Genomic DNA, 26,808 nt, shown 5'->3' on the forward strand with positions numbered 1-26,808 from the left:
GGACGAACGGAAACCGATCGGTATACAGACCGCTGGACGCACGGGGAATTCCGTGACAAGAAAGGTGAACAAGCGCTTAGATAGTGCCCTGACGTAGACCGGACGCAGATACCGAACCAGCCGGAGGCCCCGTTGTTCTCATCCGTCGACGACGTCTCCGCCCGCCTCGCCGAGACCGGGTACCTCGCCTCGCCCGCCGTCGCCACGACCGTCTTCCTCGCGGCCCGGCTGGGCAAGCCGCTGCTGGTGGAGGGCCCCGCGGGCGTCGGCAAGACCGAGCTGGCCAAGGCCGTCGCCCAGGTCACGGAAGCACGGCTGGTGCGGCTGCAGTGCTACGAGGGCGTGGACGAGTCCCGGGCGCTGTACGAGTGGAACCATGCCAAGCAGCTGCTGCGCATCAGTGCGGGCCGCGACGAGAGCTGGGACGAGACCCGCACCGACATCTTCAGCGAGGAGTTCCTCCTCCCCCGTCCGCTGCTGACCGCGATCCGCGGCGACGAGCCGACCGTGCTGCTGATCGACGAGACCGACAAGGCCGACGTGGAGATGGAGGGCCTGCTGCTGGAGCTGCTCAGTGACTTCCAGGTCACGGTCCCCGAGCTGGGCACCATCACCGCGACCCGCCGCCCCTTCGTCGTGCTCACCTCCAACGCGGGCCGCGAGCTGTCCGAGGCGCTGCGCCGCCGCTGCCTGTTCCTGCACATCGGGTTCCCCGAGGAGGAGCTGGAGCGGCGGATCGTACGGCTGAAGGTGCCCGGGCTCGACGCGGCGCTGGCCGAGTCGGTGGTCCGGGTGGTCGGGGCGCTGCGCGCGATGGACCTGCGCAAGGTGCCGTCGATCGCCGAGACCATCGACTGGGCGCGCACCCTGCTGGCCCTGGGCGCCGACACCCTGGACGAGACCGTCGTACGGGACACCCTGGGCGTGATCCTCAAGCACCAGGACGACGTGCAGAAGGCCGCGGCCAAGCTGGACCTGGACGCGCTGTGAGCGGTGCCGAGGAGCGCATCACCGGTCTGGTCGGGGCGCTGCGCGCGCACGGCGTCCGGATCGGCACCGGGGAGACCGTCGACGCGGCCCTCGCCGTGGAGGCCCTCGGGTTCGCCGACCGGGACCTGCTGCGCGAGGGGCTGGCCGCGACCCTGCTGCACGGGCCGGGACAGCGGGTGGTGTTCGATCCGGTCTTCGACCTGTACTTCCCGCGCGGCGTGGGCGGTCCGGGCACGGAACAGGCGGGCCGGGACGAGCTGCGCGACCGGCTCGCGGAGGCGCTGGCCGCCGACGACCGGTCCCTGATGGCCCGGCTGGCGGCCGAGGCGGTGGACGGCATGGGCGGGTACGGGAGTTCGCCGGGGTCGGACGGCTGGTCGGCCTACCAGACCCTGGACCGGCTCCGCCCGCAGACCCTGCTGGCCCGGGTGCGGGCCGACATCAGGGGCCGCGACGGGGGCGCGGGTTTCGCGGACCGGCTGCTGGACGACGAGATCCGGCGCCGTATCGAGGCGTTCCGGCAGCTGGTCGCGGTGGAGGCGCGGCGCCGGGTCGCCGAGCGGCGCGGGCGGGACGACATCGCCCGGCGGGCTGTCGCACCGACCGCCGACCGCGTGGACTTCCTGTACGCCGGCCGGGACCAACTGGCCGAGCTGCGCAGGACGGTTCAGCCGCTGGCACGCAAGCTCGCGACCCGGCTGGCCGCGCGCCGCCGCCGGGCCGCGCGCGGCACGATCGACCTGCGCCGCACCCTGCGCTCCTCGCTGTCCACGGGCGGGGTGCCGATGCGGCCGGTGCTGCGCCGACGCCGTCCGGCCCGGCCCGAACTGGTGCTGCTGTGCGATGTGTCGGGCTCGGTGTCCGGGTTCTCGGACTTCACGATGCTGCTGGTGCAGGCACTGCACGACCAGTTCAGCAAGATCCGGGTGTTCGCCTTCGTCAACCGCCTCGACGAGGTGACCGGCCTGCTCGACCACGGCCGCGCCGACCCGGAAGGGCTCGGCGCCCGGATCCGCGCGGAGGCCACGCTCACCGGCTGGCACGGCAGCAGCGACTACGGCGTCGCCCTGGGCGAGTTCACCGAGCGGTACGGCGCCGCGGTCGGCCCGCGCACCACCGTCTTCGTCCTCGGCGACGCCCGCACCAACTTGAGCGACCCGAACCTGCCCGCCATCCGCGAACTCGCCCGGAGCGCCCGGCGCGTCTACTGGCTGAACCCCGAGCCGCGCGCCCAGTGGGGCACCGGCGACTCGGCGGCGCCCGCCTACGCCGAGCTGGTGGAGATGCACGAGTGCCGCACGGCCCGGCAGCTCGGCGCGCTGATCGGACGGCTGCTGCCGGTGTGACGCGGGGCGGCCGGGCATGATCGACTGGACGTCGTCGGCCGCCATGAGCCCGGCAGTCGCGTGCCATCGGCCCGCCAAGCACCCACCAGCCGCCCCCAGGCGCCGGCCGCCATCCGCCCGGCAGACTAGGACGTACGACATGAGCCACCAGCCCGTGCAGCTCGGCACCTTCCCGACTCCCGTCGAACCGGCGCCCCGGCTCGCGTCCGCGCTCGGGCTCGGTCCGGACGACCTGTGGGTCAAGCGGGACGACCTGACCGGCCTGGGCGGTGGCGGGAACAAGATCCGCAAGCTGGAGTGGCTCGCGGGCGCGGCCCTGGCCGAGGGCGCGGACACCCTTGTGACCACAGGCGCCGCGCAGAGCAACCACGCCCGGCTGACGGCCGCCGCGGCCGCCCGGCTGGGCCTGGACGCCGTACTCGTACTACGCGGCTCACCGGGACGGTCCCGGTCCGGGAACCTCGCCCTGGACGGCCTGTTGGGGGCCCGGCTCGCCTGGGCGGGCGACGTGGACCAGGCCGGCCTGGACGCCGCGGCGGCCGAGGTGTGCGCGGGGCTGCGGGCCGACGGTGCCCGTCCCGCGCTGATCCCGTTCGGCGGGTCCAGCACGCTGGGGGCACGGGGCTATGTGCGCTGCGGCGAGGAGCTGCGCGAGCAGGTGCCCGACCTGCGGACGGCGGTGGTCGCGCTCGGCTCGGGCGGCACGATGGCGGGGCTGGTCGCCGCCCTCGGCACGGAGTCGGTGCTCGGTGTCGACGTGGGCGCGCTGGCCGACCCGGCCGCCGCGGTCGAGGAGTTCGCGGCCCCGCTCACCGCGGAGAAGGTCGCGGCGGACCGGCTGCGGGTGCGCCGGGACCAGGTGGGCAGCGGGTACGCGGCGCTGACCGGTCCGGTGGCGGAGGCGCTCCGGCTCGCCGCCCGCACCGAGGGGATCATCCTCGATCCGACCTACACCGGCCGGGCCCTGGCCGGGCTGGCCGCCGCCGTACGGGAGGGTGACGTACGGCCGGGCGAGAAGACCGTGTTCGTGCACACCGGCGGACTGCCCGGCCTGTTCGGGCACGCGGACGCCGTCGCGTACTCCGAGGAGGGGGCCGGCACCCACGCCCGCTGAGACAGCGGCCCCCTACACGCACCCGCGCTCGTCCTTCCACGGGACTACGGCGCTTCCCCGATGCCCGGCCGGCGCGCCTCGCTCTAACCTGCGGGTACAGAGCGAGGGGGGAGATCATGAAGGCAGTGGTCCAGGACCGGTACGGCTCACCTGACGTGCTGGAACTGCGGGACGTGCAGACGCCGGTGCCCGGCGACGACGAGGTGCTGGTGCGGGTGCGGGCCGCCGGGTTGAACGCGTACGACTGGCACCTCATGCGCGGTGACCCGTACGTGGCCCGGCTGGCGCTCGGACCGCGCGCGCCCCGGGCCCGGATCCGGGGCCGGGACTTCGCGGGCGAGGTGACGGCGGTCGGCCGGAACGTACGGGATCTCCGGCCGGGGGACGAGGTGTTCGGCGAGGTCGACGGCACGTTCGCGGAGTACGTGTGCGTCCCGGACGCCTGGGTGGAACGCAAGCCCGCCGCCCTGACCTTCGAGCAGGCGGCGACCCTGCCGCTGGCCGGGAACACCGCCCTGCGTGGTCTGCGCGAGGTGGCGGGGCTGCGATCGGGACAGCAGGTGCTGATCAACGGGGCGTCCGGCGGGGTCGGCACATTCGCCGTGCAGATCGCCAAGGCGTTCGGCGCGGAGGTGACCGGCGTGTGCAGCACGCGCAACGCCGAGCTGGTCCGCTCGCTGGGCGCGGACCACGTCGTCGACTACACGCGGGAGGACTTCACGCGCGGCGGGCGGCGGTACGACGTCGTCCTCGACCTTGCGGCCGGCCACGGGATCGCCGGCCTCCGGCGCGCCCTCACGCCCACCGGGACGCTCGTCCTCGGCAGCGGGGGCAGCGCGGGGCAGGTCCTCGGGGCTCCCGTCCTCATCCTCCAAGGGCTCGTGCTCTCCCCGTTCGTCCGTCAGCGGCTGCGTCCGCTCATCGGCCCGGCACCGAGCAAGGCGGTACTGGCGGAGCTGCGCAAGCTGGCCGACTCCGGGAAGCTAACCCCCGTGATCGACCGGACGTACCCGCTGGGCGAGGCGCCAGAGGCCATCCGGTACCTGGAGGAGGAGCACGCGCGCGGGAAGGTCGTCGTCACGGTCTGACCGGGGCGGCCTGGACGCACGGGTGCCCTCGGCACACGGGTGCCCCGCGGTGACGGGCGCGCCGCGAGGCACCTGCGGGACGTGTCAGGTCCCCGAAGCCTTCGCGTAGTCCTGCGCCGTGGGTCCCGCGAAGTCGTACACCACGACCTGCTCGTCTCCCACGACCCACGCGTCGTGCCCGGGCGGGCACATGAAGACGTCGCCGGGGCCTACCTCACCCTCACCGCCGTCGTCCATGCGGATGTGCAGCCGGCCCTGAACGACATAGGCGCTGTGGGGGAACTGGCAGCTTTCGGTGCCCGCGATCGGCGCCACGGACTCGGACCAGCGCCAGCCCGGTTCGAACGTGCCCACGGCGAAGTCGAGCCCGGTCAGGTGGACGGCTTCGAGATGGCCCCTGGGAAAGTCACGCCGCTCGTCCGGCTTGTCTACCGTCTTCACTTCCAACATGACGGTGTCCTCCCTTCCGGCCGCTCACCACGGCCAGGGCGGGTCGCCGTCTCCCGGCGGCACCGGCGTTCCGACGGCGGCCGCACCCCACGACACCATCGTCTGCCCGTCAACTGGGAGCCGCCATTCGGGCGGACCAGGGAGCGCCCGGTGGACAACGTTGTCGCAAGATCGCCGACACTCCCGCTCCGCACCGCCTCCCGACACACATCAGCGCCGGACGGCACTCTGCGCCGGCACCCCGACCGCCCCGGCGGCCCACTCGACGCGCCCCACGGTGAACACCGCACAGACGTAGGCGAGATCGAGGACGAGGCAGCCGAGGTAGAGGTAGTACATGAGGGCGTTGTCGTAGCGCGGATCCCCGTCGGGGTCGGTGAGCATCGAGAGCGAGGCGCAGGCGGTGCCCAGCAGCTTGGTCACGGCGATACCCACCGACTGACCGCGCGTGCCGCGGCGGGCGGCCAGCATCGCCAGGAACATCCCGGACATGGCCAGGTTGCTGCCGAACGCGGTGATCGCACCGACACCCTCGTCGAACCGCTCGGACGCGTAGTTCATGCCCGGGTAGGCGAGGGCGAGCAGGACGGCCAGCGCGGGCAGGAACAACCGGGCGGGCAGGTAAGGGAATTCGGACCGCCCGAAACGTACGACTGTGTAGCCGATGGCGAGGTCGAAGCAGAACCAGGCGATGTTGATCACATGCATGACCCCGGACGGTGGCCGCACGAACGCGAACATGAACTCCCAGCTGATGTTCGTCGCGAACGCGACGACAGGCATCCCGAACGTGCGCTCCCGCAGCCCCGCGCGGATCAACAGCACGTACGTGACAGTCCAGAAGAGCCCGGTTCCGAGCAGAAACCCCGTGTGCACCGCGTCCACGACCACCCTCCGTACACGGCCCGTCACGTCCGACGGTGCTTACTCTGACACGGTGACAGCCATCAGCACAGCGTCGATCGCGATGGATGACACCGTCGACCCACTGCCGCGGCCGCTTCCCGAGCGGGCCGCCGCACTGTTGGCGCGAGTTGACGCCCCACCACGCCTGGTGGCCCCCTCCGGGTGGTGCACGACGTGGCGGCACAGCTCGTCGACCGGGTGCAACGACACTGTTCCGGACTGGAGTTCGACGCGGAGGCCGTGCTCTTCGGTGCCGCGACGCACGACATCGGCAAGGCGCGGCCGGGATCGGGGCGGTGGTCCTGCGCCGGATGGACGTGCCGCAGGGCATCGCCGGGGCGGACTGCCGGCTGGAGCCGCGGCGGCGGGCCGGGGCTGGTGACCCGGGCGGGCCGGATGCTCGTCGACCGGGCGATCCGGGAGCGGGGCATGCACCGCGTCGAGTGGTGGGGTGTCGCCGGAGAACGCGCCCGGCATCGCGGCCGCCCGGCTGCTCGGCATGGGCAAGGACGGTGTCCTCGGGGAGAGTCACCTCTACGGGGAAAGCGGCACGACGAAGGAGCTCTGGTCGGTGCCGGCACCGGAGTGGCTGTCCGGGCCCGGCGAGTGAGCTACCAGGTCCGCCCGGAGCGCAGCAGCAGCTCACGGACACGGACCACGTCGGGGTTGTCCGAGGCGCCGGGACGCTGGACGAGGAAGCCCGTGTTGATCGGCGGGTCCTCCGGCTCCAGCAGTTCCACGAGGGCGCCGGACGCCAGCTCGTCCGCGCACAGATAGCGGGGCAGCACGCTGAACCCCGCGCCCGCGACCACCACCGCCAGCACCCCGCGCAGGTCGGGCACGGTCACGGCCGCGGTGCAGGACAGGCGCCGGCCGAAGACGTGCCGCCAGTACCGGCGGGCGATCGGCAGGTCCTCGGCATAGGTGATCAGGGGTACGGAGTGCAGGGCGGCAGGCCCTTCGACGGGCAGCCGGTCCGTCAGCCACTCGGCCCAGACGGGCGCGGCGACCAGCACGAACTCCTCGTCGGTGAGCGGCACGGCGTGCAACGTGCGGCCGCGCGGGCGGGCGGTGGCGATGACCAGGTCGTGGCGGCCCGCGCGCAGCTCGTCCAGCAGTGGATCGGTCAGGCCGGTGGCCACCCGCAGCCGTACACCCTCGGCGACGAGCGGGGCCAGGGCGGGCAGGACGGTCGTGCAGAGGACCTCGGCGGGCCCGGCGAGGTGGACGGGCTCCGGACGCACCCCCTCCCGCGCCTCGGGACCGGCGACGGCGGCCAGCTCGTCCAGGGGCGCGGCGATCCGGGCGGCAAGTTCCTCGGCCACCTGCGTCGGCGCCACCCCGCGCGGCAGCCGTTCGAACAGCTCCCGGCCGGTCTGCCGTTCCAGCGTGCGCATCTGCGTCGTCACCGTCGGCTGCGACAGGCCCAGCAGGCGGGCGGCGCCGGTGAAGGAGCCGGAGCGGTAGACCGCGAGGAAGGTGCGCAGCAGGTTCAGGTCGAGAGCAGGGATGTCCACGAGGCCGAGTATTCACCGGACCGCGCCCCGCGCGACCCATAGGGGATCCTATGTCTGCCATTCGCCGCTTCATTGGTTGCCTATGGGTGGTGTCGCCTACGTTTGCCGCACAAGCGCACGTTCCACAAGCGCAATGTTCAGGGAGCAGAAGACCCATGTCGAAGATCCTTTTCGTACTGACCGGCGCCACCCACTGGACGCTCGCCGACGGCACCCCGCACCCGACCGGCTTCTGGGCCGAGGAGGCCGTGGTCCCGTACCGCGCCGTCAAGGCCGCCGGCCACGAGGTCGTCGTCGCCACGCCGGGCGGTGTGGTGCCCGCGGTCGACCGGGCGAGCCTCGCGCCCGAGTTCAACGGCGGTCAGGAGGGGGCCGACAGGATGGCGCGCGCCCTGGAGGAGATGACCGAGCTGCGGGAACCGGTGAAGCTGGCGGAGGTCGACCTCGACGACTTCGCCGCCGTGTTCTACCCCGGTGGGCACGGGCCCATGGAGGACCTGGCCGTGGACGCCGACTCGGGCCGCCTGCTGACCGCGACCCTCGACTCGGGCAAGCCGCTGGCGGTGGTCTGCCACGGTCCGGCCGCGCTGCTCGCGGCGGTGCGGGCGGATGGCTCGAACGCCTTCGCCGGCTACCGGGTGGCGGCCTTCACCAATGAGGAGGAGACGCAGGGCGGGCTCGCCGAGCGGGCCAAGTGGCTGCTCCAGGACCGGCTGACCGAGGCGGGCGTCGAGGTCCAGGCCGCCGAGCCGTGGGCGCCGCACCTGGTCGTCGACCGCAACCTGGTCACCGGTCAGAACCCGGCCTCCTCGGCACCGGTCGCCGAGGAGCTGCTGAAGAAGCTGGGCTGAGCAGCCGGCTGACGCAGCTGGGCTGAAGCCGCGGTACTGCTGAACGACAGCCGGCCACATGTGCGGAAAATTGGTCGGCCGTCGCCTGCAACCTCGCCCGGGGTCGGACGTCTGTCGGGGTGGAGGCCTCCACTTCGACCGATGTCCGAGCGACCCGAGCAACCGAAGGAACACATGTCCGCACACCGTGTCCCCCGCCCACGCCGCATCCGCAGGCTGCGCACCGTCCTGGGGGTCTCCGCCGTGGGCGCGGCCCTGGCCGTGGGCGGCACCGTGACCGCCCAGGCGGTCCAGAGCAGCGCCCCTGCCGGATCCGGATCCCACACGACGGGCCACGCCACGCCGTCGCCCGTGCCGTCCCCGGTCCGTACGGCGACGCCGACGCCGGTGCCGTCGACCCCGCAGACGGGCACTCCGACGCCGGTGCCGTCCACCCCCCACACAGGCACTCCCACCCCGGTGCCGTCCCCCACGCACCCGGGGACGCCACCGCCCGCGCCGGCCACCCCGTCACCGGTCCCGTCCACCGCCGCCCCGGCCCCGGTGCCGGTACCGCGCCACGGCCACGGCCACGGCCACGGCCACGGACCTGCGTCGCCGAGTCCGGTCCCCGCGACCGGTTATGCCACGCCTTCGCCGGTTCCGCAGCACCACTGAGGCATGCCGGTGTGCGGGCAGGCGCCCGGTGCGGCTCCCCGCACACCCGGTCGGGAGATCCATGACGACAGCGACACCACCGGCGGCGGCCCTGCCCTGGGACCGGGCCGGCACACCGGAGTCCGCACCGGCCTGGCGCAGGTTCACGCATGCGCTGCGGGCCCGCGTCCTCACGCGCGTACGCGCCGGTACGACGGCGGACCCCGCACCCAGCGACAGCGGTGACGGTACCGAGGCACGGGGTGCGGTCACCCCCGAACCCCTTCCCGGCATCGAGGAGTTGTACCACCACCGCCGGCTGTCCCTGGTGCGCCTGGCGGTGCTGCTGGTGGACGACCTGCCGACGGCCGAGGACGTCGTACAGGACGCCTTCACGGCGCTGTTCCGCCGCCACGGTCACCGGCTCGGCTCACTGGACGACCCGGAGGCGTACCTGCGGACCAGTGTCGTCAACGCGGCCCGCTCGGTGCTGCGGCGGCGCAGGACCGTACGGGCGCACACCCCCGAACCGGAGCAGCACGCCCCCGCGCCGGAGGAGGACGTCCTGCTCCACGAGGACCACCGTGAGGTGCTGGCGGCCCTGCCGACGCTGACCTCGCGTCAGCGTGAGGTGCTGGTCCTGCGCTACTGGTCGCACCTGTCCGAGGCCGAGATCGCGGCGACGCTCGGTCTGTCGCGCGGCACCGTCAAGTCCACGGCCAGCAGGGCCCTGGACGCCCTCGGCCGACGTCTGGAGGGTCTGCGATGAACGAGTCCGGCACCGGGACCGCGCCGACGCCGGTCGAGGAGCGGCTGCGGGCCGCCCTCGCCGCCCGGGCCCAGTCCGTCGGCCCGGCCGACCTGCGGCCGCTGCGCCCGCCGACCGGAGCGGTCCGCCCCCGCCAGGTGCTCGTACGCCGGGTCGCGGTGGGACTGCTGGCCCTGGCCGCGGTGGCGGCGCTGGTGTTCTTCACGGTCCGCGGCGGCCCGGCCCACCCGACCGAGCCGGCCCGCTCCCCCCGGCCGACGATCGGCACCCCCTCACCGGTGCCCAGCGCCGTCCGCCCGTCCACGGCCGAGCCGACCCCCACCTTCCCGACACCGTAGTCCGGTGAACTGCGCCCCGAGGTGGACGAGTTCGATGCCGTGCTCCTCGACGGCACCGGAGACGGTGACTCCGGCGGCCCGGGGCGGACAGCCGGTCGCGATCACCGTGTACGGGCCGCTGTCCAGGTCGGACGGCGGCCGTCGTCCGCGGTGGCGACGAGGACGTACGTCCCCTCCCCCGGCGCCTCCAGGGCGTAGGCGCCGCCGTCCCCGACCGTGGACCGGCGAGCTGTCGACCGCCGAGCGAGATGAGCGTCACCGCCGCCCGGGCGACCCCGGCTCCGTCCGGGGGACGCTGTCGGCGCACTCTCGCCGAATGTAAGTCTGTTGATCGACTTGCCCAAGGGGCCCGGGTTTCTCTGCCCTGTGCACCCCTCGCGCCTCACCCGTCCACACGCTCGGCAACGAAGACGACCTGACGCTAAGTTGGGCGGCATGAGCAACCTTGACCGCGCTCCCGTACCGAGCGTGTGCGGCGGCCGCGGATTCGTCGTCGCCGAACCCGTCCGCGAGCTGCTGAGCCCCCGCCTGGTGAAACTCGGGGAGTCGACCGAGGTCCGCCGACTACTGCCGAACCTCGGCCGACGCATGATCGGCGCGTGGGCCTTCGTGGACCACTACGGCCCCGACGACATCGCCGACGAGCCCGGCATGCAGGTCCCGCCGCATCCGCACATCGGGTTGCAGACGGTCAGCTGGCTGCACGAGGGCGAGGTGCTGCACCGGGACTCCACCGGCAGCCTCCAGACGATCCGGCCCAAGCAGCTGGGCCTGATGACCTCGGGCCGGGCCATCAGCCACTCCGAGGAGAGCCCCAGGTCGCACGCCCGCTTCCTGCACGGCGCCCAGCTGTGGGTCGCACTCCCGGACGAGCACCGCCACACCGACCCCAAGTTCGAGTACCACTCCGAACTGCCCGCGGTCACCGCGCCCGGCCTGACCGCGACCGTGATCCTCGGCGACCTCGACGGATCGTCCTCCCCCGGTACGACGTTCACCCCGATCGTCGGCGCCGACCTCGCCCTCAGCCGGGGCGCCGACCTCCGCCTGCCCCTCGTACCGGACTTCGAGTACGGCGTGCTGGCCATGTCCGGCGAGGTGCACGTGGACGGGGTGCCGGTGCTGCCCGGCTCAATGCTCTACCTCGGCTGCGGCCGCACCGAACTCCCGCTGCGCGCCGAGTCGGACGCCGGGATCATGCTGCTGGGCGGCGAGCCGTTCGCCGAGGAGCTGATCATGTGGTGGAACTTCGTCGCGCGCACACAGGAGGAGATCGAGCAGGCTCGCGAGGACTGGACGAGCGGGTCGCGATTCGGGGTTGTGAAGGGGTACGACGGGGCTCCGTTGCCTGCCCCGGAACTGCCGACCGTACCGTTGAAGCCGCGGGGTCGAGTGCGCTGAGCTGGGGTTTCCCAGTTCGGCACACACATGGCCGGGCGAGGCGAAACGCACCCCGCCCGGTTCACTCATACAGCGTGAGCAAAAGATCTTTGTGGCGCCTCCGCTCACACTTCCCGCGCCCCTCTCACCATCGCGTTCTCGAACTCGCGCCGCGAGTCGCCGGCGGTTCGCCCTTTCCTCGGCGAGCACGGAAGCCCACCCTCTTCGGAACCATGCTGACCGCAGCCCCATGGTTATCGGGTCTCTACGAACAGAGCGAGACACGTCCTGGCGTCCCGGCACTGCGCAACGCCCGCGTTTGCGTCGCAGCGCCCGGTGATCGTGCGCAGCGTCCGCGCCCCCAGCCCTGGCACCAGATGCCACGCACCCCAGATGCACCCTCAGCTTGCTGGAGCCTTTCACCGAGTACCTGACCGAGCATTTCGTGACGGTTCACAACCGCTGACGTGACCGCGGGTACCTTCAGCGGGCAACCCCAGTAGCGCCCTTCACCCCCCGCACCGGGTGGTGCGCTCCAGCGATGCGAGCGGTGGGGCGCACCACCGCTCCTCGGTGTCTGGGCTGTCGTGCCGGCTGTGGCCCGCCGTCCTTCCCGGGGGTTTCAGGCCGGGCTGTGCGGGAGCAGGGCCAGGCGGTGAATCGTCGATGCACCCTGTTGGTACATGCCCATGCCGGGTTGCTGTGCGGCATGGCAGGGATCACACCGGTGGGGAATGCGCCGGGCAGAGCAGGTTGCGGGGCTTCAGTCCTTGCGCACCGGCGCCGTCGAAGCCCGGATCACCAGTTCCGGGTCGAAGAGCAATTCGCCGTGGGGCACCTCTCGCCCGGCGGCGAGCGCCTGCACGCTGCGGCCGACCTCCAGGGCGAGGCGGTCGGCGGGCTGGCGAACCGTTGTCAGGGGCGGGTCGACGAACTCGGTGATCATCGTCCCGTCGTAGCCCACGACCGAGACGTCCTCGGGCACCGACTTTCCCTGCCGCCGCACTCCCCGGATCGCGCCGAGGGCCATGTAGTCGCTGGCTGCGACGATCGCGGTGGCACCCAGCTTGAGCAGAGCGGCCGCGGCGGCCTGGCCGCCCTCCACCGTGTAGGACTGGCGGATGACCAGGCCGTCGGCCGATTCGATCCCGCGCCGTGCCATGGCGTCGATGAATCCCCGCACGCGCCGGTCCGCGGGATGGTTGCCGACCGGGCCCGACGCCATGCCGATGACGCGGTGGCCGAGCCTGTACAGATGGTCGACGGCCACCTCTGCGGCCAGGGTGTCATCCGTGGAGAACACGGGCGCGGACACCTCCGGGGCGAACTCGCCGTTGATGCCGACGTACGGGATGCGCCGTGCGCGGAGCATCTCGTACGTCTCGGTGTCCGCGCCCTCCAGGGTGTTGGACACCGAGAGGAAGACGACGGCCACGATGCCCTTGTCCACGAGCGAGGTGACGAACTCGCGCTCCTGCACGCCACCGGGGAAGGCGGGGCACAGGACGGCCTTGAGACCGTGTGGGGCGAGTGCCGACTCGATGCGTTCGGCGACATCGGCGAAGAACGGGTTCGAGACGTGCTCGGTCATCACCGCGACCAACTGGCCTTGGACGGGGCGCTCGTAGCCCAGTTCCGCCATCGCGCTCTCGACCGCTTCACGTGTCTTCTTCGCGACTCCCTGCCGCCGGTTGATGACGCGGCTGACGGTCGCTTCGCTCACTCCGGCCAGAGCAGCTACCTCGACGATGCCGACTTTCATGCACTCCCTTTCGTCGGGTGGCTCACGAACTTCTCCGGACAACGGCCAGTCCCATCCGTGGCACCGGCAGGCTGTGCAGACCGGGGGAGAGATCGATCCGTCCACGGTCGATCATACGACCGTTCGGGGCGTGGACATCGATGTCCACGACGGCTCCCGGATCCTGTACATCCACGACGAGACGATCCACGTCGGATGCGTTGACCAGCACTGTTTCCTCGAACGCCGTAGGCCGTAGGGATACGGCGCGCTCGCTGTGCACGCTCACCACGCTCACGCCGTCCGCGGATGACTCGACCAGGGAGTAGAGGTCGTCAGGACGGCCCGGCTCGACGCGCCCGTCCAGCAGCTGCGGCCGCAGACGTCGCCACTGTCCCAGCCAGAAGCCGAGCGCGTCGAGCTGCTCCGGAGGCAGACGGTCCAGCCGGACGGACAACTGAGGCACCGAGTGGAACGCGCCGATGAACTGGCGTACCGCCGCCTCCAAAGGCGCGGACGGATCCCACAGCAGCATGTCGGAGTGGACGGTGCCGCCCACGGCGAGCAGTGAGGTGTCGATGGCGCGGACCCGGTTCGCGGTGGCGTCCGCCGGACAGTCGAAGGACCGCAGCATGTTGCCGTAGGACGCCATGCCGGGGCCGACGTAGGGCTGCCTCAGTTCGAGGAGCAATTCGGGGCGTATCGCTTCGAGAGCGGTACGCAGGTCTGTGAGCAGTGCGGTGAGCGCGTGCCCGATGTCGTCGCCGTCGCCTGCGTAGACCATGGCCTCGTCGATGAAGTCGATCTTGAGACCGTCCAGTCCGTGGTCGCGCACGAGTGCCGTGCACATCTCGACGATGTGGCGGCGCACTTCCGGCCGCCTGGGGTCGAGTACGTACGCGCCGGGTGCCCGGGCGGGTGCCGGAGCGAACGGGCTCCACTGCGCGTAGCAGTCCGCGGCCGGGCCCAGGAGCAGCGGCGCGATCCACGCCATGTACCGCAACCCGGTGGCCTTGACCCGGGCGACATGGCCCGCGAAGTCGGGGAACTTGTCCGTGTCCGGCAGCCAGTCGCCGCAGCCGGAGTAACCGCGCCCGCTGCCCAGGCGCTGCCAGCCGTCGTCGAGGATGAGCACGCCGCAGCCGAATCGTGCCGCCAGTCGGGCCTGCGCCTCGACGGCCTCGGCGTCCACCTGCTGGTTGAAGGCGTACCAGGTGGAGTAGACGGGCAGGCGGGCGGACTCGGGAACGGGCATGGCCGGCGTGGTGGCCGCGTACCACCCCCGTAGTGCCCTCATCGCTGTCGCCACCGAGTCGCTGCGCGGCACGAACAGGATGCGGTGCGGTCCGGGCGAGGCGGGAAGTTCCATGTGCACCACATAGGTGTCGTTCTCCTCCGAGACGCCGAATCGCAGCTGGACTTCCGGTACGGGGTCGGCCGCGGAGAAGGCGAGCATGGTCGCGCCGGCGTGGTCGTACAGACAGCCCGTGGCGAGCCCGTCGACGAGACCGACCCGGGCACGGCCCTCCCAGTCGGCGAGCAGCGTGCGCCGCCATCCCGCCTGGGGGTGCCAGTACCCGGCCGCGTCGCCGAGCGGCACGGACAGCCGGATTTCGACGGGTGTGCCCGTCGCCTCGACGTGCAGCACGCTCAACCCGTCGGAGCCCCCGGTCAGACTCCATCGCGGATCGGCGCCGGGCGCGAGCACGGCGATCTCCACCTGGTCCAGGAGCGGCTCGTACGTCGCCGGGTCGAGCTCGGCGGTGGTCACGGCGTTGGAGGACAGGGTGCTCACGTCTACTCCTTGACGGCCCCGGCGAGCAGGCCGGAGACGAAGTGGCGTTGCAGGACGAGGAAGACGACGGCCATGGGGATGGCGGCGAGGGCGGTGCCGGTGAGGATCGCCCCGTAGTCGGTGTCGTTCACTCCCTGGAGTGCGGCGAGCGCCACCGGAATGGTGAACGAGGTGTTGTCACGCAGGACGATCAGCGGCCAGATGAAGTCGTTCCACTGGGAGAGGAAGAGGAAGATGCCCAGAGCGGCGAGTGCCGGTTTCATGGGAGGCAGGACGACCTTGAGGAAGAGGCGCAGTTCTCCGCAGCCGTCCATCCGTCCCGAGTCGAGCAGTTCGTCGGGGAGGGCGCTCATCGACTGGCGCATCAGGAAGATACCGAAGGGCAGGGCCAGGTTCGGCATGATGACGGCCTGGTAGGTGTTGAGCCACTGCAGTTCGGCCATCATCTTGAACAGTGGCACGAGCGTGACCTGGGCGGGAATGACCAGGCCCAGCATCAGCACGCCGAAGAGCGGGTCGCGGCCCTTGAAGCGGTACTTGGCGAAGGCGTAGCCGGCCAGGGTGCACACCGCGCCTGCGCAGAGCGTGTAGATGCCGGCGATGAGCAGCGAGTTCAGCACGACGCGGTCGAAAGCTGCCGTCTTCCGGAGGCTGGAGAGGTTCTCGGTGAGATGGCTGCCGGGCAGCAGCGGTGGGGGTGAGTCGAAGATCTCGCGGGAGCTGTGGGTGCTGGCGACGACGAGCCAGTAGAACGGGATGGCGACGGTAGCGAGCAGGATGGCGAGCCCGGAGGTCAGAAGGATGCTGTTGCGGCGGTGACGGGCCCGGGTCGCGGTGCGGGGCCGCTGCGGACGGGTCTTCATGCTTTGTCTCCCAGGACACGGAACTGGATCAGTCCGAGGACACCGATCAGCAGGGCGAGCGCATAGGCGATGGCCGAGGCGTAGCCGAAGTCGAAGTACATGAAGGCGTTCTGGTACAGGTACACGCCGATGGTGAGCGTGGCGTTGTCCGGTCCGCCGCGGGTGAGAATGTACGGCTCGTCGAAGATCTGCAGGGTGCCGATGGTGGACAGCACGGTGGTGAGCAGGATCGCGGGACGTAGCCCCGGCAGTGTCACATGTCTGAAGACCTTGCCGGTACCGGCGCCGTCGACGGCGGCCGCGTCGTACAGCTCCGTGGGGATCGTCTGCAGTCTGGCGAGCAGGATGACGGCGTTGTATCCGGTGTAGTGCCAGGTCAGCGCGATACCGAGGGAGAGCTTCGCCCAGAGTGGGTCGGTGAGCCAGGGGACCCTGCCGATGCCTACGAGGGACAGCAGCCAGTTGACGAGGCCGTACTGCTCGTTGAGGAGTACGGAGAAGATGACTCCGTAGGCGACCAGGCCGGTGACCATCGGCATGAAGAAGCCGAGGCGGAACACCGAGCGTGCGCGCATGAGCGTGGAGTTGAGGGCGACGGCCAGTGCGGTGGCAAGGGCCAGCATGACGGGGACCTGGATCGCCAGGATGACGGCTGTGTTCTTCAGGGCCGTCCAGAACAACGGATCGTGCATCAGGCGGGTGTAGTTGTCCACCCCGACGAACCTGTCGACGCCTTCGACCGTCTTGAAGAGACTCAGGACGAAGGACCAGCCGATGGGATAGAGCTTGAACGCGGCGAACAGCACCAGGGCGGGGAGGACGAAGAGGTACGGGGCGACGTGGCGCCCGGTCAGTCGCGCCGGCCGACTCTTCCGGCCTGTGTCGGCGCGCCCGGCGGCGCGGGGTACGGAGACGGATGTGGTCATCGGACGACCTTGCGTCCCGTCTGCTCGGCGAGCCGGCCGGCGGCCTGACGCAGGACCGAGGCTGGGTCGGCGCCCTTGAGCAGCACCTTGGTCTGGGCATCGGTGACCACTTTGAGGGCGCGGGCGTAGTCAGAGGAGTAGTTGAACGCAGGCTGGGGGGCCTTGAGGGCTTCGAGGAAGATCTCGCCCTTCTTCTGGCCGCTGAAGAACTTCGACGGTGTGTGGAACACGGGGTCGTCGTACGCCTTCATCAGAGCGGGCGCGATGCCCTTCCCCTTGTAGATCGCGACCTGGGACGCGGGCCGGGTGAGGACGAACTCGATGAAGTTCCAGGCGGCGGCCTGGTGCTTGCTGCTGCCGGAGACGGCGAGGTGGGTGGAGTTGACCGTGGCGGCGTGGGTGCCGCCGCGGCGCACGGCGGGCGGCAGTCGCACGCCCCACTTTCCGGCCTGGTCGGGGACGGACTCCTCGATGACGCCCCCGAACCAGGTCGGCCACGGCAGGACGGCCGCGGTGCCCTTCTTTATCGAGCTGATCAGGGCGTTCCAGCCGCCGGAGAGGTCACTCACGAGTCCGGCGTCGTTCATCCGCTTGATGATCGTCATCGCCCGGACGGCCTCGGGTGAGTCGAGTGTGATGTCTCCGTCGTGGTTGAAGTAGAAGCTGCCCTGCAGCTGGAGCAGCATCTGGAAGAAATTGGCGGCGTCCGCCTGCGACGCGGGCTTGTCCATGCCGAGGAGGTGGGTGCCCGTCTTCTCCTTGATCTTCTTTCCGGCTTCTATCGCGTCGCCCCAGGTGTCGAGGGCGGTGACGTCGACTCCGGCCTTCTCGAAGATGTCGGTGCGGTAGTAGAAGCCCGCCGAGTTGGCCTCCCAGGGCAGCGCGTTGACACGGCGGCCGTCCGGGGCCACGGTCTGCCACAGGCCCCGGGCGAAGGCGCTCTTGTACTTGCCCGCGCCCAGCTTGCCCAGGTCGGCGAGTCCGTTCGGGAACTTCTCGACGTACCCGGGCAGATAGTCGACTCCCAGATGGAGGACATCCGCGAGTCCTGCTCCCCCCGCCGCCAGCCCGGTGGTGATCTTGTCCCAGATGGCGGGGTTGCCGATGTCGTGGACGTCGACTCCGACGTCCGGGTACATCTTGTTGAACGCGGGGACCAGGGCGCGTAGTTCGGCAGCGGGGCCGGCCCAGCTCCAGACCGTCACGGCACCCTTCGTGCCGTCGCCTGCCGCGCCCGTGCCTGCTCCCACGTCCCCCGATCCCGAGCAGGCCGTGAGGCTCCCTGTGCCTGCCCCCAGGGCGAGCGCACCGCCCGCTCTCAGGACGCCGCGACGATCGACATGCATGACGGACCACCTCTGTGCTCACAGCGGACTGGTGACGGGCAGGACGTTAGCCATGCGTCATCAGACTTGCAATATTTCAATGAAAACTTTCTGCCGGACCAGCAGTCAGTTTTCGTCATATCCATTGCAAGGCTCCATGCCCGTTGCTAGCGTCCACGCACCCTGATCCCACCGCAGAGTGGAGCCGCCATGAGACCCACCCGCCCAGGACGTCTGAGCCACATAGCCGCCCTCGCGATGCTCACCCCGCTCACCCCCTTGATCCTGAGCAGCCCCGCAAGCCCCGCCGAGGGAGCGCCGGCGGTGCTGACCGTCACGAACCCCGGCTTCGAGCAGGACCAGACCGGCTGGACCTTCGGCTCCGGCACCGGGGTCGCCACCAACCTGCCCCACACCGGCAAGAAGCTGATCTATCTGGACGCCGGCGCGGGCAGGCAGGTCTCTCAGACGATCACGGCCGGCACGGCGGGCACCTATGACTTCTCGGCATGGATCGCCACCGGCGGCCCGGGCGGTAGGTTCACCGTCCGCGTCAACGGCACGACGACCGGATCCGTGGACCTGCCCAGCCGGTCCGGATACGCCCGCTACACCGTGAGCCGGGTGCCGCTGGAGTCCGGTGACCAACTGCAGATCGCCTTCGAGTCGGGAAGCAGCTGGGTCAACGCCGACGATGTCATGGTCTCGCCCGCGGCTCCGGCGGACCCGGTCGTGACCTCTTCCGACCCCAAGATCGTCGAGATGTTCGCGTGGGCGAAGCGCAAGGCCAACAGCTGGGTGCAGCTTCCCGGCGTGGAGGGCCCCCTCAACGTCGACGAGCAGAACACCCTGGGTACCGGAACCGGTGTGTACGGTCCGTCCTACTGGGCCGGCTACGCCCACCGCAGCGCCTACTACTCACGCGACATGGCCCACCAGCTGGCGGGCGCGGCCGTCCTCGGGCTGGACGCCGAGAACAAGAGCATGCTCGAGGCGTTCGCGGCCTCGTCGACCGCCGAGCACAAGTACTTCCCCGTCTGGGCCATGAACTTCGACAACAAGACCTACCTGGCCATCGACTACCACGGCCCGTCCGACTTCGTTCGCGAAGTCCCCGCCGGCTTCGAACTGGTGGAGAAGGCCAACCAGGCCTACCGATGGACCGGCGACAGCGCGTACGTCCGCGACACCACCCTCTGGAACTTCTACCGGAACACCACCGATCAGTTCGTCACCCTCCACGACGGCAAGAAGCCGAACGGTGTCGCCGAGGGTACGGGCCAAGGCATCTTCGCCGGAGCCGCCAGCTACGACGAGGGCGGAGACGAGCATCTCGCCGAGGCCGGTGACGCCATCGGTTCCCAGTACCAGGCCTACCTGGCCATGGCCGCCCTGGCGAAGAACCGGGGCGAAAAGACCCTGGCCCGTACGTTCACCCGCAAGGCAGCGGATCTGAAGTGCTACTTCAACTCGACCTGGAGCGGGACCGGTTCGGGCGGTGACATGGTCCGCGCCTACACGACGGACGGCAAGGCGGTCACCGGCTGGGGCAAGGAGAACAGCTGGTTCATGCCGATGAAGCAGATCATCGAGCCAGGCCCCCGCAACGACGCCTACCTCGACTTCATCGACCAGCAGGCGAGCGGGAGCGGCAAGCCGTCCAACGTCGAGGCCATCTCGTACCTGCCGGACACCTTCTTCGCAGGCAACCGCAACGACACGGCCTGGAAGTGGATGCAGTATGTCTACGCCCAGCGCAACACCCAGCACCCGGTGTCGAGGCAGGGCCCGAACGGCGACTACCCGGAGGTGTCGTACACCTTGGTCGGCCAGACGGTCCAGGGACTGATGGGAGTCTCACCCGACGCGCCCGACCACGCTCTGTCGACCCTGTCCCGGCTCCCCTCCGGAACCGACTGGATGCAGATCGAGGATCTGAAGATCGGCGACAGCACCTTCACCCTCCGGCACGACGGGCCGACGAAGTCGAGGCTCACGCACGCCGCCGGAACGCACGCGTACAAGTGGGAGGCCCGCTTCGTGGGGAGCCACGAGTCCGTCAAGGTCGACAACGCGCCTCGCAAGGCACGCACCAAGGTGGTGAATGGCGTGACCTACACCTATGTCACGGTGACGCTCGCGCCCGGCCGTTCGGCGACGGTCGAGGTGGGCGACTGAGTCCATGAGTGGGCGGCGTACGAGTAGGCCCACGCCGCCGAATCCGGCCGAGAGCGTGGGCGCGCCTCCCCCGGCGACTGCCCGCAGCCGCCCGGGGAGGCGGCGACCATGGGGCGCAAGAGGAACCCCATCAGCGCCGACAACCCCTACCAGGAGCGCATCGCGCTCATGCTCCGCGAACTCCTGGACGCGGCCGGGCGAGCTTTCGAGCTGTCCGCGCCGCGCGCCGACGGCATCTCCCGCGTCACCCTCCGGCGCGCGGCATCCTGCACCTCCTCGGTCCGGCCCCGCAGCCCTCGCTGATCTGCGGCCGGCGGGATCTCAGCCGCACCGTCGAGCACCTCTGCTCCCGCCGCGGCCACCAAGACCGGGCCCGTCGCGCGATGCGGCGGGCCTGAGCCGTAGGCAGCGAAGGCCCGGTAACCGAGGAGCAGGCCTGTCTCGTGGCCGTCCGGGCTGTGCACGCCGTGTTGCGGCGTTCTGGCGCTCACGCCCTTGGTGTGGGCCTGGACAGGTGGTCCGTGGCCGGCGGCTGCACCAGCTGAATCCTGTCCACGGACGGCTGCCAGCCACGTGAAGCTGCCGTGCATCGCGATACAGAGAACGGCGTCCAGGGTCTTGCGCGGCGCCGCCCGGCCCGCAACACTCCTCACGCCAACAGATCCGCACATAATTCAAACCAATGAAGCCGCCGATCCTGATGTGTTTCGGTTGCATTCGGCGGTTGATGATCGATCCTCCGTGGAGGCGTGAGATGAATGCTCATGGCCCGGGTCGCCGGGCAGCGAGAGGTCGTTGGGCGATCGCTACGGCCATTGCCCTGCTGTGTTGGATGGGTGTCGGTGTGTACCCCGCGGTGGGCGCCACTTCTACGTCATCCGCGTCTGCCACGGCCTCGCCTACGACACATACGGTGACGTACGACGGCTACTCGTTCCTGATCGACGGGAAGCGGACGTACCTGTGGTCGGGAGAGTTCCACTACTTCAGGCTGCCCAGCCAGGATCTCTGGCTTGACACCCTGCAGAAGATGAAGGCGGCGGGCTTCAACGCAGTGTCGCTGTACTTCGACTGGGGCTACCACTCCCCTGCGCCCGGCGTGTACGACTTCACTGGTGTACGCGACGTGGACAAGCTGCTGGACATGGCCAACGACCTGGGCGTCTATGTGATCGCCCGGCCGGGTCCCTACATCAACGCCGAGGTCGACGGCGGCGGCTTCCCCGGCTGGCTGTCCTCGCGAGCGGGCAACACCCGCACCTCCGACCCGGATTACATGAAGTACAGCGCCGAGTGGCAGGCGCAGATCGACCGCATCATCAAGCGCCACCAGTTGACCAACGGCACCGGCTCGGTGATCGAGTATCAGGTGGAGAACGAGTACTACCACGGCACTGCGGCCGGCCGTGCGTACATGGGCCGGCTGGAAAAGCAGGCGAAGGACGACGGCATCACCGTGCCGCTGGTCGGCAACAACAACGGCACCTTCAACGCCGGTGACGCGGCTCTCGACGTGGATGGCGCCGACTCCTACCCGCAGGGCTTCAACTGCTCCGACCCCACCAAGTGGAACGGCGTTCCCGACATCAGCTACGACCACGTGCCCGGCAAGCCGCTGGTAACCGCCGAGTTCCAGGGTGGCGCCTTCGACCCGTGGGGCGGCCCGGGCTACGACAAGTGCGCGCAGCTGATCAACGACCAGTTCGCCGATGTGTTCTACAAGCAGAACATCGCGGTCGGCGCGACGTCGCAGAACTTCTACATGACCTACGGCGGCACCAACTGGGGCTGGCTGGGCATGCCCGAGAACTACACGTCCTACGACTACGGCTCCGCCATCCGTGAGAACCGGCAGCTCGACCCGAAGTTCGACCAGGACAAGCTGATCGGCTACTTCACCCAGGCCGTCGCCCCGCTCACCAAGACCGACTCACTGGCCGCAGCGCCCATCGACAACCCGAAGATCGTCGACACTGCGCGCATCAACCCCGACACCAGCACCCAGTTCCACGTCCTGCGGCACGCCAACTCCACCGCCGCCACCAGCGACAGCGCCCACGTGACGATCGACCTGGGTGCCCACGCCGGGTACACCTACGACGACCCCGATCCCGTGCTCTCCTACTCGGGCTCCTGGTCGCACGTGGGAGCGGAGCAGAGCTACACCGGCGGCGACTACAAGCGCACCGAGTCGTTCTCGAACACCGCCGGCGACAGCGTGACCGTGCCCTTCACCGGCACGGGCGTGAAGTGGATCAGCAACCTCGACAAGAACCACGGCACCGCCGACGTGTACCTCGACGGCACCAAGGTCAAGACCGTCGACACCTACGGCGCGTCCAAGCAGAACCAGTACGCCGCCTACCAGGTGAGCAACCTCACCGATGGACCGCACACCCTGAAGCTCGTGGTGACCGGCACCAAGAACGCCGCCGCTTCGGACACGTTCGTGTCGGTCGACGCCATCGACGTCGCCACCGGCGCCGCTGCGACCGCGCCCGTGTACACCGTCCCACAGCAGCCCGGCACCGCCCTCACCCTGAACGGTCGCGAGTCGGCGATCATCGTCGCGAACTACGACCTGGGCGGCAACCAGCTCCAGTACTCCACCTCGCAGATCATGACCAACGCCACCATCGGCGGACGCGACATCGCCGTGCTCTACGACGCCGAGGGCACGGACGGCGAGACGGTCCTGCACTACAAGTCCAAGCCGACCGTCACAACCACCGGCGGCACCGTCGACACCACCTGGGACGCGGCCACCGGCGACCTGCGCCTGAACTACAAGCACCACGGCCTGACCCGCGTCAGCATCACCGGCGCCAGTCACCCGCTGACCCTGCTGCTCGCCGACACGCCGACCGCCAAGACCTTCTGGCGCCAGGACACCCCGCGGGGTCCGGTGCTGGTCCGCGGCACCCACCTGCTGCGCGGCGCGGCCTACTCCCATTCGACGCTGAACCTGACCGGCGACGTCGACACCGACGGTTCACTTGAGGTCTTCGCCGATGCCGACTCCGTAACCTGGAACGGCAAGTCGGTCCACACGAAGGGCACGGCGACCGGCAGCCTCACCGGCACCGTCCCCACCACGGCAGCCATCACCCTGCCGACGCTGACCGGCTGGAAGCACACCCAGGAATCCCCCGAGGCTCAGCCCGGCTTCAACGACTCCTCCTGGCAGGTCGCCGACAAGACCACCACCCACAGCACCACACAACCAGGCAGCCTGCCCGTGCTGTTCGCCGACGACTACGGCTTCCACACCGGCAGCACCTGGTACCGCGGCCGGTTCACCGGCACCGGCAAGGAGACCGGTATCACCCTGGGCACACAGAGCGGCGGCAAGGCCGCGGCCTCCTCGGTCTGGCTCAACGGCACCTTCCTGGGCAGCTCCACCACCGACGGACAGAAGACCTACGACATCCCCAACGGGCTGGTCAAGAACGGCGCCGACAACGTGATCTCTGTCCTCACCGTGAACATGGGCCACGAGGAGGACTACGACGAGTCCAACGGCAACAAGGCCGCCCGCGGCCTGACCGGCGCCATGCTGACCGGCGCCCCGATGAACACCATCACCTGGCGACTGCAGGGAGTCCGCGACGGCGAGACCCCCGTCGACACCGTGCGCGGACCGTTGGCCACCGGCGGCCTGTACGGCGAGCGCGCAGGCTGGATGCTGCCGGGATATCCCACCGACAACTGGACCCCGGCCACCCTGCCCGCCACCGACCACACCCCCGGCGTCTCCTGGTACACCACCGACCTCGCCCTCGACCTGCCCAAAAGACAGGACACCTCGCTGGGCCTGACCATCACCGACGACCCGTCCCGCAAGTACCGCGCCGAGATCTACGTCAACGGTTGGCACATGGGCAACTACGTCAACTACCTGGGCCCGCAGAACAGTTTTCCCGTCCCCAACGGCATCCTGAACCCCAACGGGAACAACCGGATCGCCATCGCCGTATGGAACCTGGACGGCTCCACCGGCGGCCTCGGCAAGGTCGCGCTGACCAACTACGGAAGCTTCACCTCCTCACTCAAGGTCACCCAGAACGACAGCCCCCGCTACGACAAGACGCAGTACGCCATGCCGGCCGCCGCACAGGACGCGACGGTCGCCCTCAAGGTGCCCGGATCGTCCGACCCCGGAAAGACCTTCACCGCCACCGCGACCTTCCAGGTGCCCGACAACGCCTCCACAGCCACCGGCGTGACGGCGAAGCTCACCACGCCCAACGGCTGGACGGTCGCCCCGAAGCCCACACCCGCCGGCGCTCAGAAGGTAACCCCCGGCAGCTCCGTGACCTTCAGTTGGGACGTCACCACCCCCGCCGACATGGCGAAGACCAACGTGCTGAAGGCAACCTCCACATTCACCCAGCGCCACCACTCCACCACCGCCACCGACCAACGGATCGTCGCCACCACTCCGCCCCCGCCGCCGGCCGGGGCCGATCAGGTCAGCGACCTGCCGTTCCTGTCCGCCAGCAACGGATGGGGCCCGGTCGAACGCGACCAGAGCGTCGGCGACACCGCGGCCAACGACGGCAAGCCACTCAAGCTCGGCGGCACCGTCTTCGCCAAGGGCCTGGGCACCAACTCGCCCAGCGATGTACTGGTCTACCTCGCCGGGCAGTGCAGCAAGTTCACCGCCACCGTGGGCGTCGACAACGGCGACAACGGCACCGTCACCTTCTCCGTCGTCCTCGACGGCAAGGTCCTCACCACCACCCCCCTCCTGAACGGCAAGTCAACGCCCGTGACCATCGACGTTCCCGTCACCGACGGGCAGGTCCTCGACCTGTCCGTCGGAGACGGCGGCGACGGCAACGACCACGGCGACTGGGGAAATCCCACGCTGACCTGCGGGTAACCCCGACATGACCTGGTGCGCCGGGTACGGTCAGACACCCGGCGCACCGTCGTGTCGCAGCCTGCCTCACCAGCCTCGGGCTTTCACGAGGTGGGCTGTCCGGGGCTTGGTCACAAACGCGAGAAGTGCTCCTGACCCGAGCCACAGCACGAAGTCCCCGACTTGCACCGAGGTTTCACAGGCGTAGCTGCGCACGCTGCCGGTCCGGTTATCCCCGGCAATGAAGTCGATCAGGAACCTTCGGACCGGTTGTACGGCCTTGCCGTCTTCATCGAAGACGAGCCAGGGCACGACGCCTGGGTCCGCGGCCACCCTCCCCCATCGCGGGAGCTGGATGGCTCGGACATCAAAGGAGGAGATCGAGCAGGCTCGCGAGGACTGGACGAGCGGGTCGCGATTCGGGGTTGTGAAGGGGTACGACGGGGCTCCGTTGCCTGCCCCGGAACTGTCGCCGGTACCTCTGAAGGCGCGGGGTCGAGTTCGCTGAGCCGGGGTTTTCCACTTCACCGACAGGTACTCGGATCTCTGCGAGCCGTCCGCTACGCACCGAGCAACGCGCCCGGTCCGGAGCCGTGCTCGGTGCACTGACAGGAATCCGGGCGAGGGTTGAATCCTTTCGTGCGGCCTGCGCCTCTTATGCCTGTACCGGCGATCGCCGGTCGTGATCTGGAGGTTGTCGTGATCTTGGGTATCGGGGTCGCCGTCGGCGTGGTGCTGCTCTGCACGTGCGTGCTCGTCATGAAGCGCAGGCGGGGTGAGCGTGGCTGACGCGGCCTGGCCCGGCGAACATCTGATCGTCGCCGCGCAGCGCGGTGACGTTGATTCGCTCACCGCGCTCGTGTCGGGCTCGCACCCGAACGTGCGGCGCTTCGCCCATTTTCTCTGCGCGACCCCGGAGGATGCCGAGGACGCGGCGCAGGAAGCCCTGATCATCCTGTACCGCAAGATCGGGATGCTGCGGGCAAACGGTGCTCTGGCGTCCTGGATGTTCCGCATCGTCCGCAACGAGTGTCTTCGGCGTGCGCGGGCGATGACGCGAGACCACCTGCCGTTGACGGACACTGCCGTGGTTTCGGCCGAGGACGAGGCTCTGCAGCGCCTGGAGGCGGGCAGGGTGGCGGCGGCGGTCGCTTCTCTGCCACCCGACCAGCGCCGGGTGCTGATCATGCGGGACGTCCAGGGCCACAGCGGGCGGATGGTCGCCGAAGCGCTGGGACTCAGTACTGCGGCGATGAAGTCACGTCTGCACCGAGCCCGCGCAGCGGTTCGGCACACGCTCCGCGCCACACCCGACTCGGCTCCTGGAGGCCACGATGCTTGAAACGCAGACCGACGGTCCCGACTTCGCGAGCACCTCTCTCCCCCGGCACCTGGTGCGGGGCGCGGTGGGATTCGGTGCGCTGGTCGGCGCGCTCGCCCTCATGCCGACCGTCGGCCCGGTCAGCCTGGTGCTCCTGCCTGCTGGCCTGCTTGCGTTGCGTGGGTGCCCGGTGTGCTGGACGGTCGGGCTGATGCAGACCCTGTCCAGGGGCCGCCTGCAGCGCTCCTGCGAGGACGGCCGGTGCACACTGACCGTCGCCGGCCCCGCGGCCCCTCGCCCTGAGCCGTAGAAAGCTCAGTACGCGGAGTTGACGTTGTCGATGGAACCGTAGCGGTGGGCGGCATAGTTGGCGGCCGCGGTGATGTTCGCCACCGGGTCGGTGACGCTGT

At 70.1% G+C, this 26,808-nt stretch carries 24 protein-coding genes and 1 pseudogene; 16 read left to right on the forward strand and 9 right to left on the reverse strand.

What is annotated here, in order from left to right:
* Nucleotides 1–132: 132 nt before the first annotated feature.
* From ACIF83_RS43360 to ACIF83_RS43375, 4 genes are all read left to right on the forward strand, one after another.
* Nucleotides 133–990, forward strand: a complete 858-nt coding sequence (locus ACIF83_RS43360; RefSeq protein ID WP_393477599.1) for an AAA family ATPase — start codon at nt 133–135, stop codon at nt 988–990.
* A complete protein-coding gene (locus ACIF83_RS43365) occupies nt 987–2,336 on the forward strand; it encodes a VWA domain-containing protein (protein WP_399735870.1) in 1,350 nt (449 codons plus the stop codon). Before ACIF83_RS43360 ends, ACIF83_RS43365 begins: the two co-directional genes overlap by 4 nt.
* A 139-nt stretch (nt 2,337–2,475) precedes the next feature.
* Nucleotides 2,476–3,450, forward strand: a complete 975-nt coding sequence (locus ACIF83_RS43370; protein WP_398140188.1) for a pyridoxal-phosphate dependent enzyme — start codon at nt 2,476–2,478, stop codon at nt 3,448–3,450.
* A 116-nt stretch (nt 3,451–3,566) separates the two neighbouring features.
* The gene (locus ACIF83_RS43375; protein ID WP_399735873.1) at nt 3,567–4,538 is read left to right on the forward strand and encodes an NAD(P)-dependent alcohol dehydrogenase; all 972 of its coding nucleotides are present in this window, start codon (nt 3,567–3,569) and stop codon (nt 4,536–4,538) included.
* Between the two features lie 84 nt (nt 4,539–4,622).
* On the opposite strand, the gene ACIF83_RS43380 is transcribed toward ACIF83_RS43375, so the two are convergent.
* Together ACIF83_RS43380 and ACIF83_RS43385 are read right to left on the reverse strand one after the other, a co-directional pair.
* Nucleotides 4,623–4,988: a cupin domain-containing protein gene (locus ACIF83_RS43380; protein ID WP_393477590.1), complete on the reverse strand. Its 366-nt coding sequence runs from the start codon at nt 4,986–4,988 to the stop codon at nt 4,623–4,625.
* Nucleotides 4,989–5,198: 210 nt separating this feature from the next.
* The gene (locus ACIF83_RS43385; RefSeq protein WP_393477588.1) at nt 5,199–5,873 is read right to left on the reverse strand and encodes a hypothetical protein; all 675 of its coding nucleotides are present in this window, start codon (nt 5,871–5,873) and stop codon (nt 5,199–5,201) included.
* Between the two features lie 472 nt (nt 5,874–6,345).
* Here ACIF83_RS43385 and ACIF83_RS43390 point away from each other — a divergent pair, with 472 nt between their 5' ends.
* Nucleotides 6,346–6,504, forward strand: coding sequence for a hypothetical protein (locus tag ACIF83_RS43390; RefSeq protein WP_399735878.1), 159 nt, complete (start codon nt 6,346–6,348; stop codon nt 6,502–6,504).
* Between the two features lies 1 nt (nt 6,505).
* Here the strand turns inward: ACIF83_RS43390 and ACIF83_RS43395 are convergent, their stop codons facing one another.
* Nucleotides 6,506–7,411, reverse strand: coding sequence for a LysR family transcriptional regulator (locus ACIF83_RS43395; protein WP_399735881.1), 906 nt, complete (start codon nt 7,409–7,411; stop codon nt 6,506–6,508).
* Between the two features lie 155 nt (nt 7,412–7,566).
* Here ACIF83_RS43395 and ACIF83_RS43400 point away from each other — a divergent pair, with 155 nt between their 5' ends.
* From ACIF83_RS43400 to ACIF83_RS43420, 5 genes are all read left to right on the forward strand, one after another.
* Complete coding sequence (locus ACIF83_RS43400; protein ID WP_393477583.1) at nt 7,567–8,262, forward strand: type 1 glutamine amidotransferase domain-containing protein; 696 nt, start codon at nt 7,567–7,569, stop codon at nt 8,260–8,262.
* A gap of 174 nt (nt 8,263–8,436) precedes the next feature.
* Complete coding sequence (locus ACIF83_RS43405) at nt 8,437–8,919, forward strand: hypothetical protein (protein ID WP_399735884.1); 483 nt, start codon at nt 8,437–8,439, stop codon at nt 8,917–8,919.
* 61 nt (nt 8,920–8,980) lie between these two features.
* Nucleotides 8,981–9,667: an RNA polymerase sigma factor gene (locus tag ACIF83_RS43410; RefSeq protein WP_399735887.1), complete on the forward strand. Its 687-nt coding sequence runs from the start codon at nt 8,981–8,983 to the stop codon at nt 9,665–9,667.
* A complete protein-coding gene (locus tag ACIF83_RS43415; protein ID WP_393477574.1) occupies nt 9,664–10,005 on the forward strand; it encodes a hypothetical protein in 342 nt (113 codons plus the stop codon). The genes ACIF83_RS43410 and ACIF83_RS43415 overlap by 4 nt, the downstream gene beginning before the upstream one ends.
* A 435-nt stretch (nt 10,006–10,440) precedes the next feature.
* Nucleotides 10,441–11,406 (forward strand): pirin family protein, encoded by a 966-nt coding sequence (locus tag ACIF83_RS43420; protein ID WP_393477573.1) that lies wholly within the window; start codon nt 10,441–10,443, stop codon nt 11,404–11,406.
* A gap of 742 nt (nt 11,407–12,148) precedes the next feature.
* On the opposite strand, the gene ACIF83_RS43425 is transcribed toward ACIF83_RS43420, so the two are convergent.
* From ACIF83_RS43425 to ACIF83_RS43445, 5 genes are read right to left on the reverse strand one after another with little or no spacing between them, the layout of a single operon-like run.
* Complete coding sequence (locus ACIF83_RS43425) at nt 12,149–13,147, reverse strand: LacI family DNA-binding transcriptional regulator (RefSeq protein ID WP_393477571.1); 999 nt, start codon at nt 13,145–13,147, stop codon at nt 12,149–12,151.
* Between the two features lie 22 nt (nt 13,148–13,169).
* Complete coding sequence (locus ACIF83_RS43430; protein ID WP_393477569.1) at nt 13,170–14,921, reverse strand: glycoside hydrolase family 36 protein; 1,752 nt, start codon at nt 14,919–14,921, stop codon at nt 13,170–13,172.
* Nucleotides 14,922–14,923: 2 nt separating this feature from the next.
* On the reverse strand, nt 14,924–15,784 hold the full coding sequence (locus ACIF83_RS43435; RefSeq protein WP_393477567.1) for a carbohydrate ABC transporter permease: 861 nt from the start codon (nt 15,782–15,784) through the stop codon (nt 14,924–14,926).
* The gene (locus ACIF83_RS43440) at nt 15,781–16,710 is read right to left on the reverse strand and encodes a carbohydrate ABC transporter permease (protein ID WP_393477566.1); all 930 of its coding nucleotides are present in this window, start codon (nt 16,708–16,710) and stop codon (nt 15,781–15,783) included. Before ACIF83_RS43440 ends, ACIF83_RS43435 begins: the two co-directional genes overlap by 4 nt.
* Complete coding sequence (locus ACIF83_RS43445; RefSeq protein ID WP_393477563.1) at nt 16,707–17,960, reverse strand: ABC transporter substrate-binding protein; 1,254 nt, start codon at nt 17,958–17,960, stop codon at nt 16,707–16,709. The genes ACIF83_RS43440 and ACIF83_RS43445 overlap by 4 nt, the downstream gene beginning before the upstream one ends.
* 285 nt (nt 17,961–18,245) lie before the next feature.
* Between ACIF83_RS43445 and ACIF83_RS43450 the strand changes: the two genes are divergently transcribed.
* From ACIF83_RS43450 to ACIF83_RS43460, 3 genes are all read left to right on the forward strand, one after another.
* Nucleotides 18,246–20,213: a hypothetical protein gene (locus ACIF83_RS43450; protein ID WP_399735895.1), complete on the forward strand. Its 1,968-nt coding sequence runs from the start codon at nt 18,246–18,248 to the stop codon at nt 20,211–20,213.
* 108 nt (nt 20,214–20,321) lie between these two features.
* On the forward strand, nt 20,322–20,516 hold the full coding sequence (locus tag ACIF83_RS43455; protein WP_399735898.1) for a hypothetical protein: 195 nt from the start codon (nt 20,322–20,324) through the stop codon (nt 20,514–20,516).
* Nucleotides 20,517–21,126: 610 nt separating this feature from the next.
* Nucleotides 21,127–25,098, forward strand: a complete 3,972-nt coding sequence (locus tag ACIF83_RS43460) for a beta-galactosidase (protein WP_399735901.1) — start codon at nt 21,127–21,129, stop codon at nt 25,096–25,098.
* A 66-nt stretch (nt 25,099–25,164) separates the two neighbouring features.
* Here ACIF83_RS43460 and ACIF83_RS43465 read toward each other — a convergent pair whose 3' ends face one another.
* The gene (locus ACIF83_RS43465) at nt 25,165–25,389 is read right to left on the reverse strand and encodes a hypothetical protein (RefSeq protein ID WP_393478284.1); all 225 of its coding nucleotides are present in this window, start codon (nt 25,387–25,389) and stop codon (nt 25,165–25,167) included.
* A gap of 37 nt (nt 25,390–25,426) precedes the next feature.
* On the opposite strand from ACIF83_RS43465, the pseudogene ACIF83_RS43470 reads away from it, so the two are divergent.
* From ACIF83_RS43470 to ACIF83_RS43480, 3 genes and pseudogenes are all read left to right on the forward strand, one after another.
* Nucleotides 25,427–25,585: pseudogene (locus ACIF83_RS43470) on the forward strand (pirin family protein); the annotation flags it as partial.
* 273 nt (nt 25,586–25,858) lie between these two features.
* Entirely contained in the window at nt 25,859–26,419 is a 561-nt protein-coding gene (locus ACIF83_RS43475) for an RNA polymerase sigma factor (protein WP_398140244.1), read from the forward strand.
* On the forward strand, nt 26,412–26,708 hold the full coding sequence (locus ACIF83_RS43480) for a hypothetical protein (RefSeq protein WP_393477552.1): 297 nt from the start codon (nt 26,412–26,414) through the stop codon (nt 26,706–26,708). The genes ACIF83_RS43475 and ACIF83_RS43480 overlap by 8 nt, the downstream gene beginning before the upstream one ends.
* Nucleotides 26,709–26,808 lie beyond the last annotated feature (100 nt).

The sequence above is a fragment of the Streptomyces sp. NPDC085866 genome, from assembly GCF_044541035.1.
Classification (GTDB): domain Bacteria; phylum Actinomycetota; class Actinomycetes; order Streptomycetales; family Streptomycetaceae; genus Streptomyces.

What these genes read in the sequence shown, in the direction of transcription:
- ACIF83_RS43435 (WP_393477567.1), bottom strand. Translation starts at nt 15,784, where the DNA reads ATGAAGACCCGTCCGCAGCGGCCCCGCACCGCGACCCGGGCCCGTCAC.
- ACIF83_RS43400 (WP_393477583.1), top strand. Translation starts at nt 7,567, where the DNA reads ATGTCGAAGATCCTTTTCGTACTGACCGGCGCCACCCACTGGACGCTC.
- ACIF83_RS43370 (WP_398140188.1), top strand. Translation starts at nt 2,476, where the DNA reads ATGAGCCACCAGCCCGTGCAGCTCGGCACCTTCCCGACTCCCGTCGAA.
- ACIF83_RS43450 (WP_399735895.1), top strand. Translation starts at nt 18,246, where the DNA reads ATGAGACCCACCCGCCCAGGACGTCTGAGCCACATAGCCGCCCTCGCG.
- ACIF83_RS43405 (WP_399735884.1), top strand. Translation starts at nt 8,437, where the DNA reads ATGTCCGCACACCGTGTCCCCCGCCCACGCCGCATCCGCAGGCTGCGC.
- ACIF83_RS43440 (WP_393477566.1), bottom strand. Translation starts at nt 16,710, where the DNA reads ATGACCACATCCGTCTCCGTACCCCGCGCCGCCGGGCGCGCCGACACA.
- ACIF83_RS43375 (WP_399735873.1), top strand. Translation starts at nt 3,567, where the DNA reads ATGAAGGCAGTGGTCCAGGACCGGTACGGCTCACCTGACGTGCTGGAA.
- ACIF83_RS43415 (WP_393477574.1), top strand. Translation starts at nt 9,664, where the DNA reads ATGAACGAGTCCGGCACCGGGACCGCGCCGACGCCGGTCGAGGAGCGG.
- ACIF83_RS43480 (WP_393477552.1), top strand. Translation starts at nt 26,412, where the DNA reads ATGCTTGAAACGCAGACCGACGGTCCCGACTTCGCGAGCACCTCTCTC.
- ACIF83_RS43425 (WP_393477571.1), bottom strand. Translation starts at nt 13,147, where the DNA reads ATGAAAGTCGGCATCGTCGAGGTAGCTGCTCTGGCCGGAGTGAGCGAA.
- ACIF83_RS43410 (WP_399735887.1), top strand. Translation starts at nt 8,981, where the DNA reads ATGACGACAGCGACACCACCGGCGGCGGCCCTGCCCTGGGACCGGGCC.
- ACIF83_RS43380 (WP_393477590.1), bottom strand. Translation starts at nt 4,988, where the DNA reads ATGTTGGAAGTGAAGACGGTAGACAAGCCGGACGAGCGGCGTGACTTT.
- ACIF83_RS43455 (WP_399735898.1), top strand. Translation starts at nt 20,322, where the DNA reads ATGGGGCGCAAGAGGAACCCCATCAGCGCCGACAACCCCTACCAGGAG.
- ACIF83_RS43420 (WP_393477573.1), top strand. Translation starts at nt 10,441, where the DNA reads ATGAGCAACCTTGACCGCGCTCCCGTACCGAGCGTGTGCGGCGGCCGC.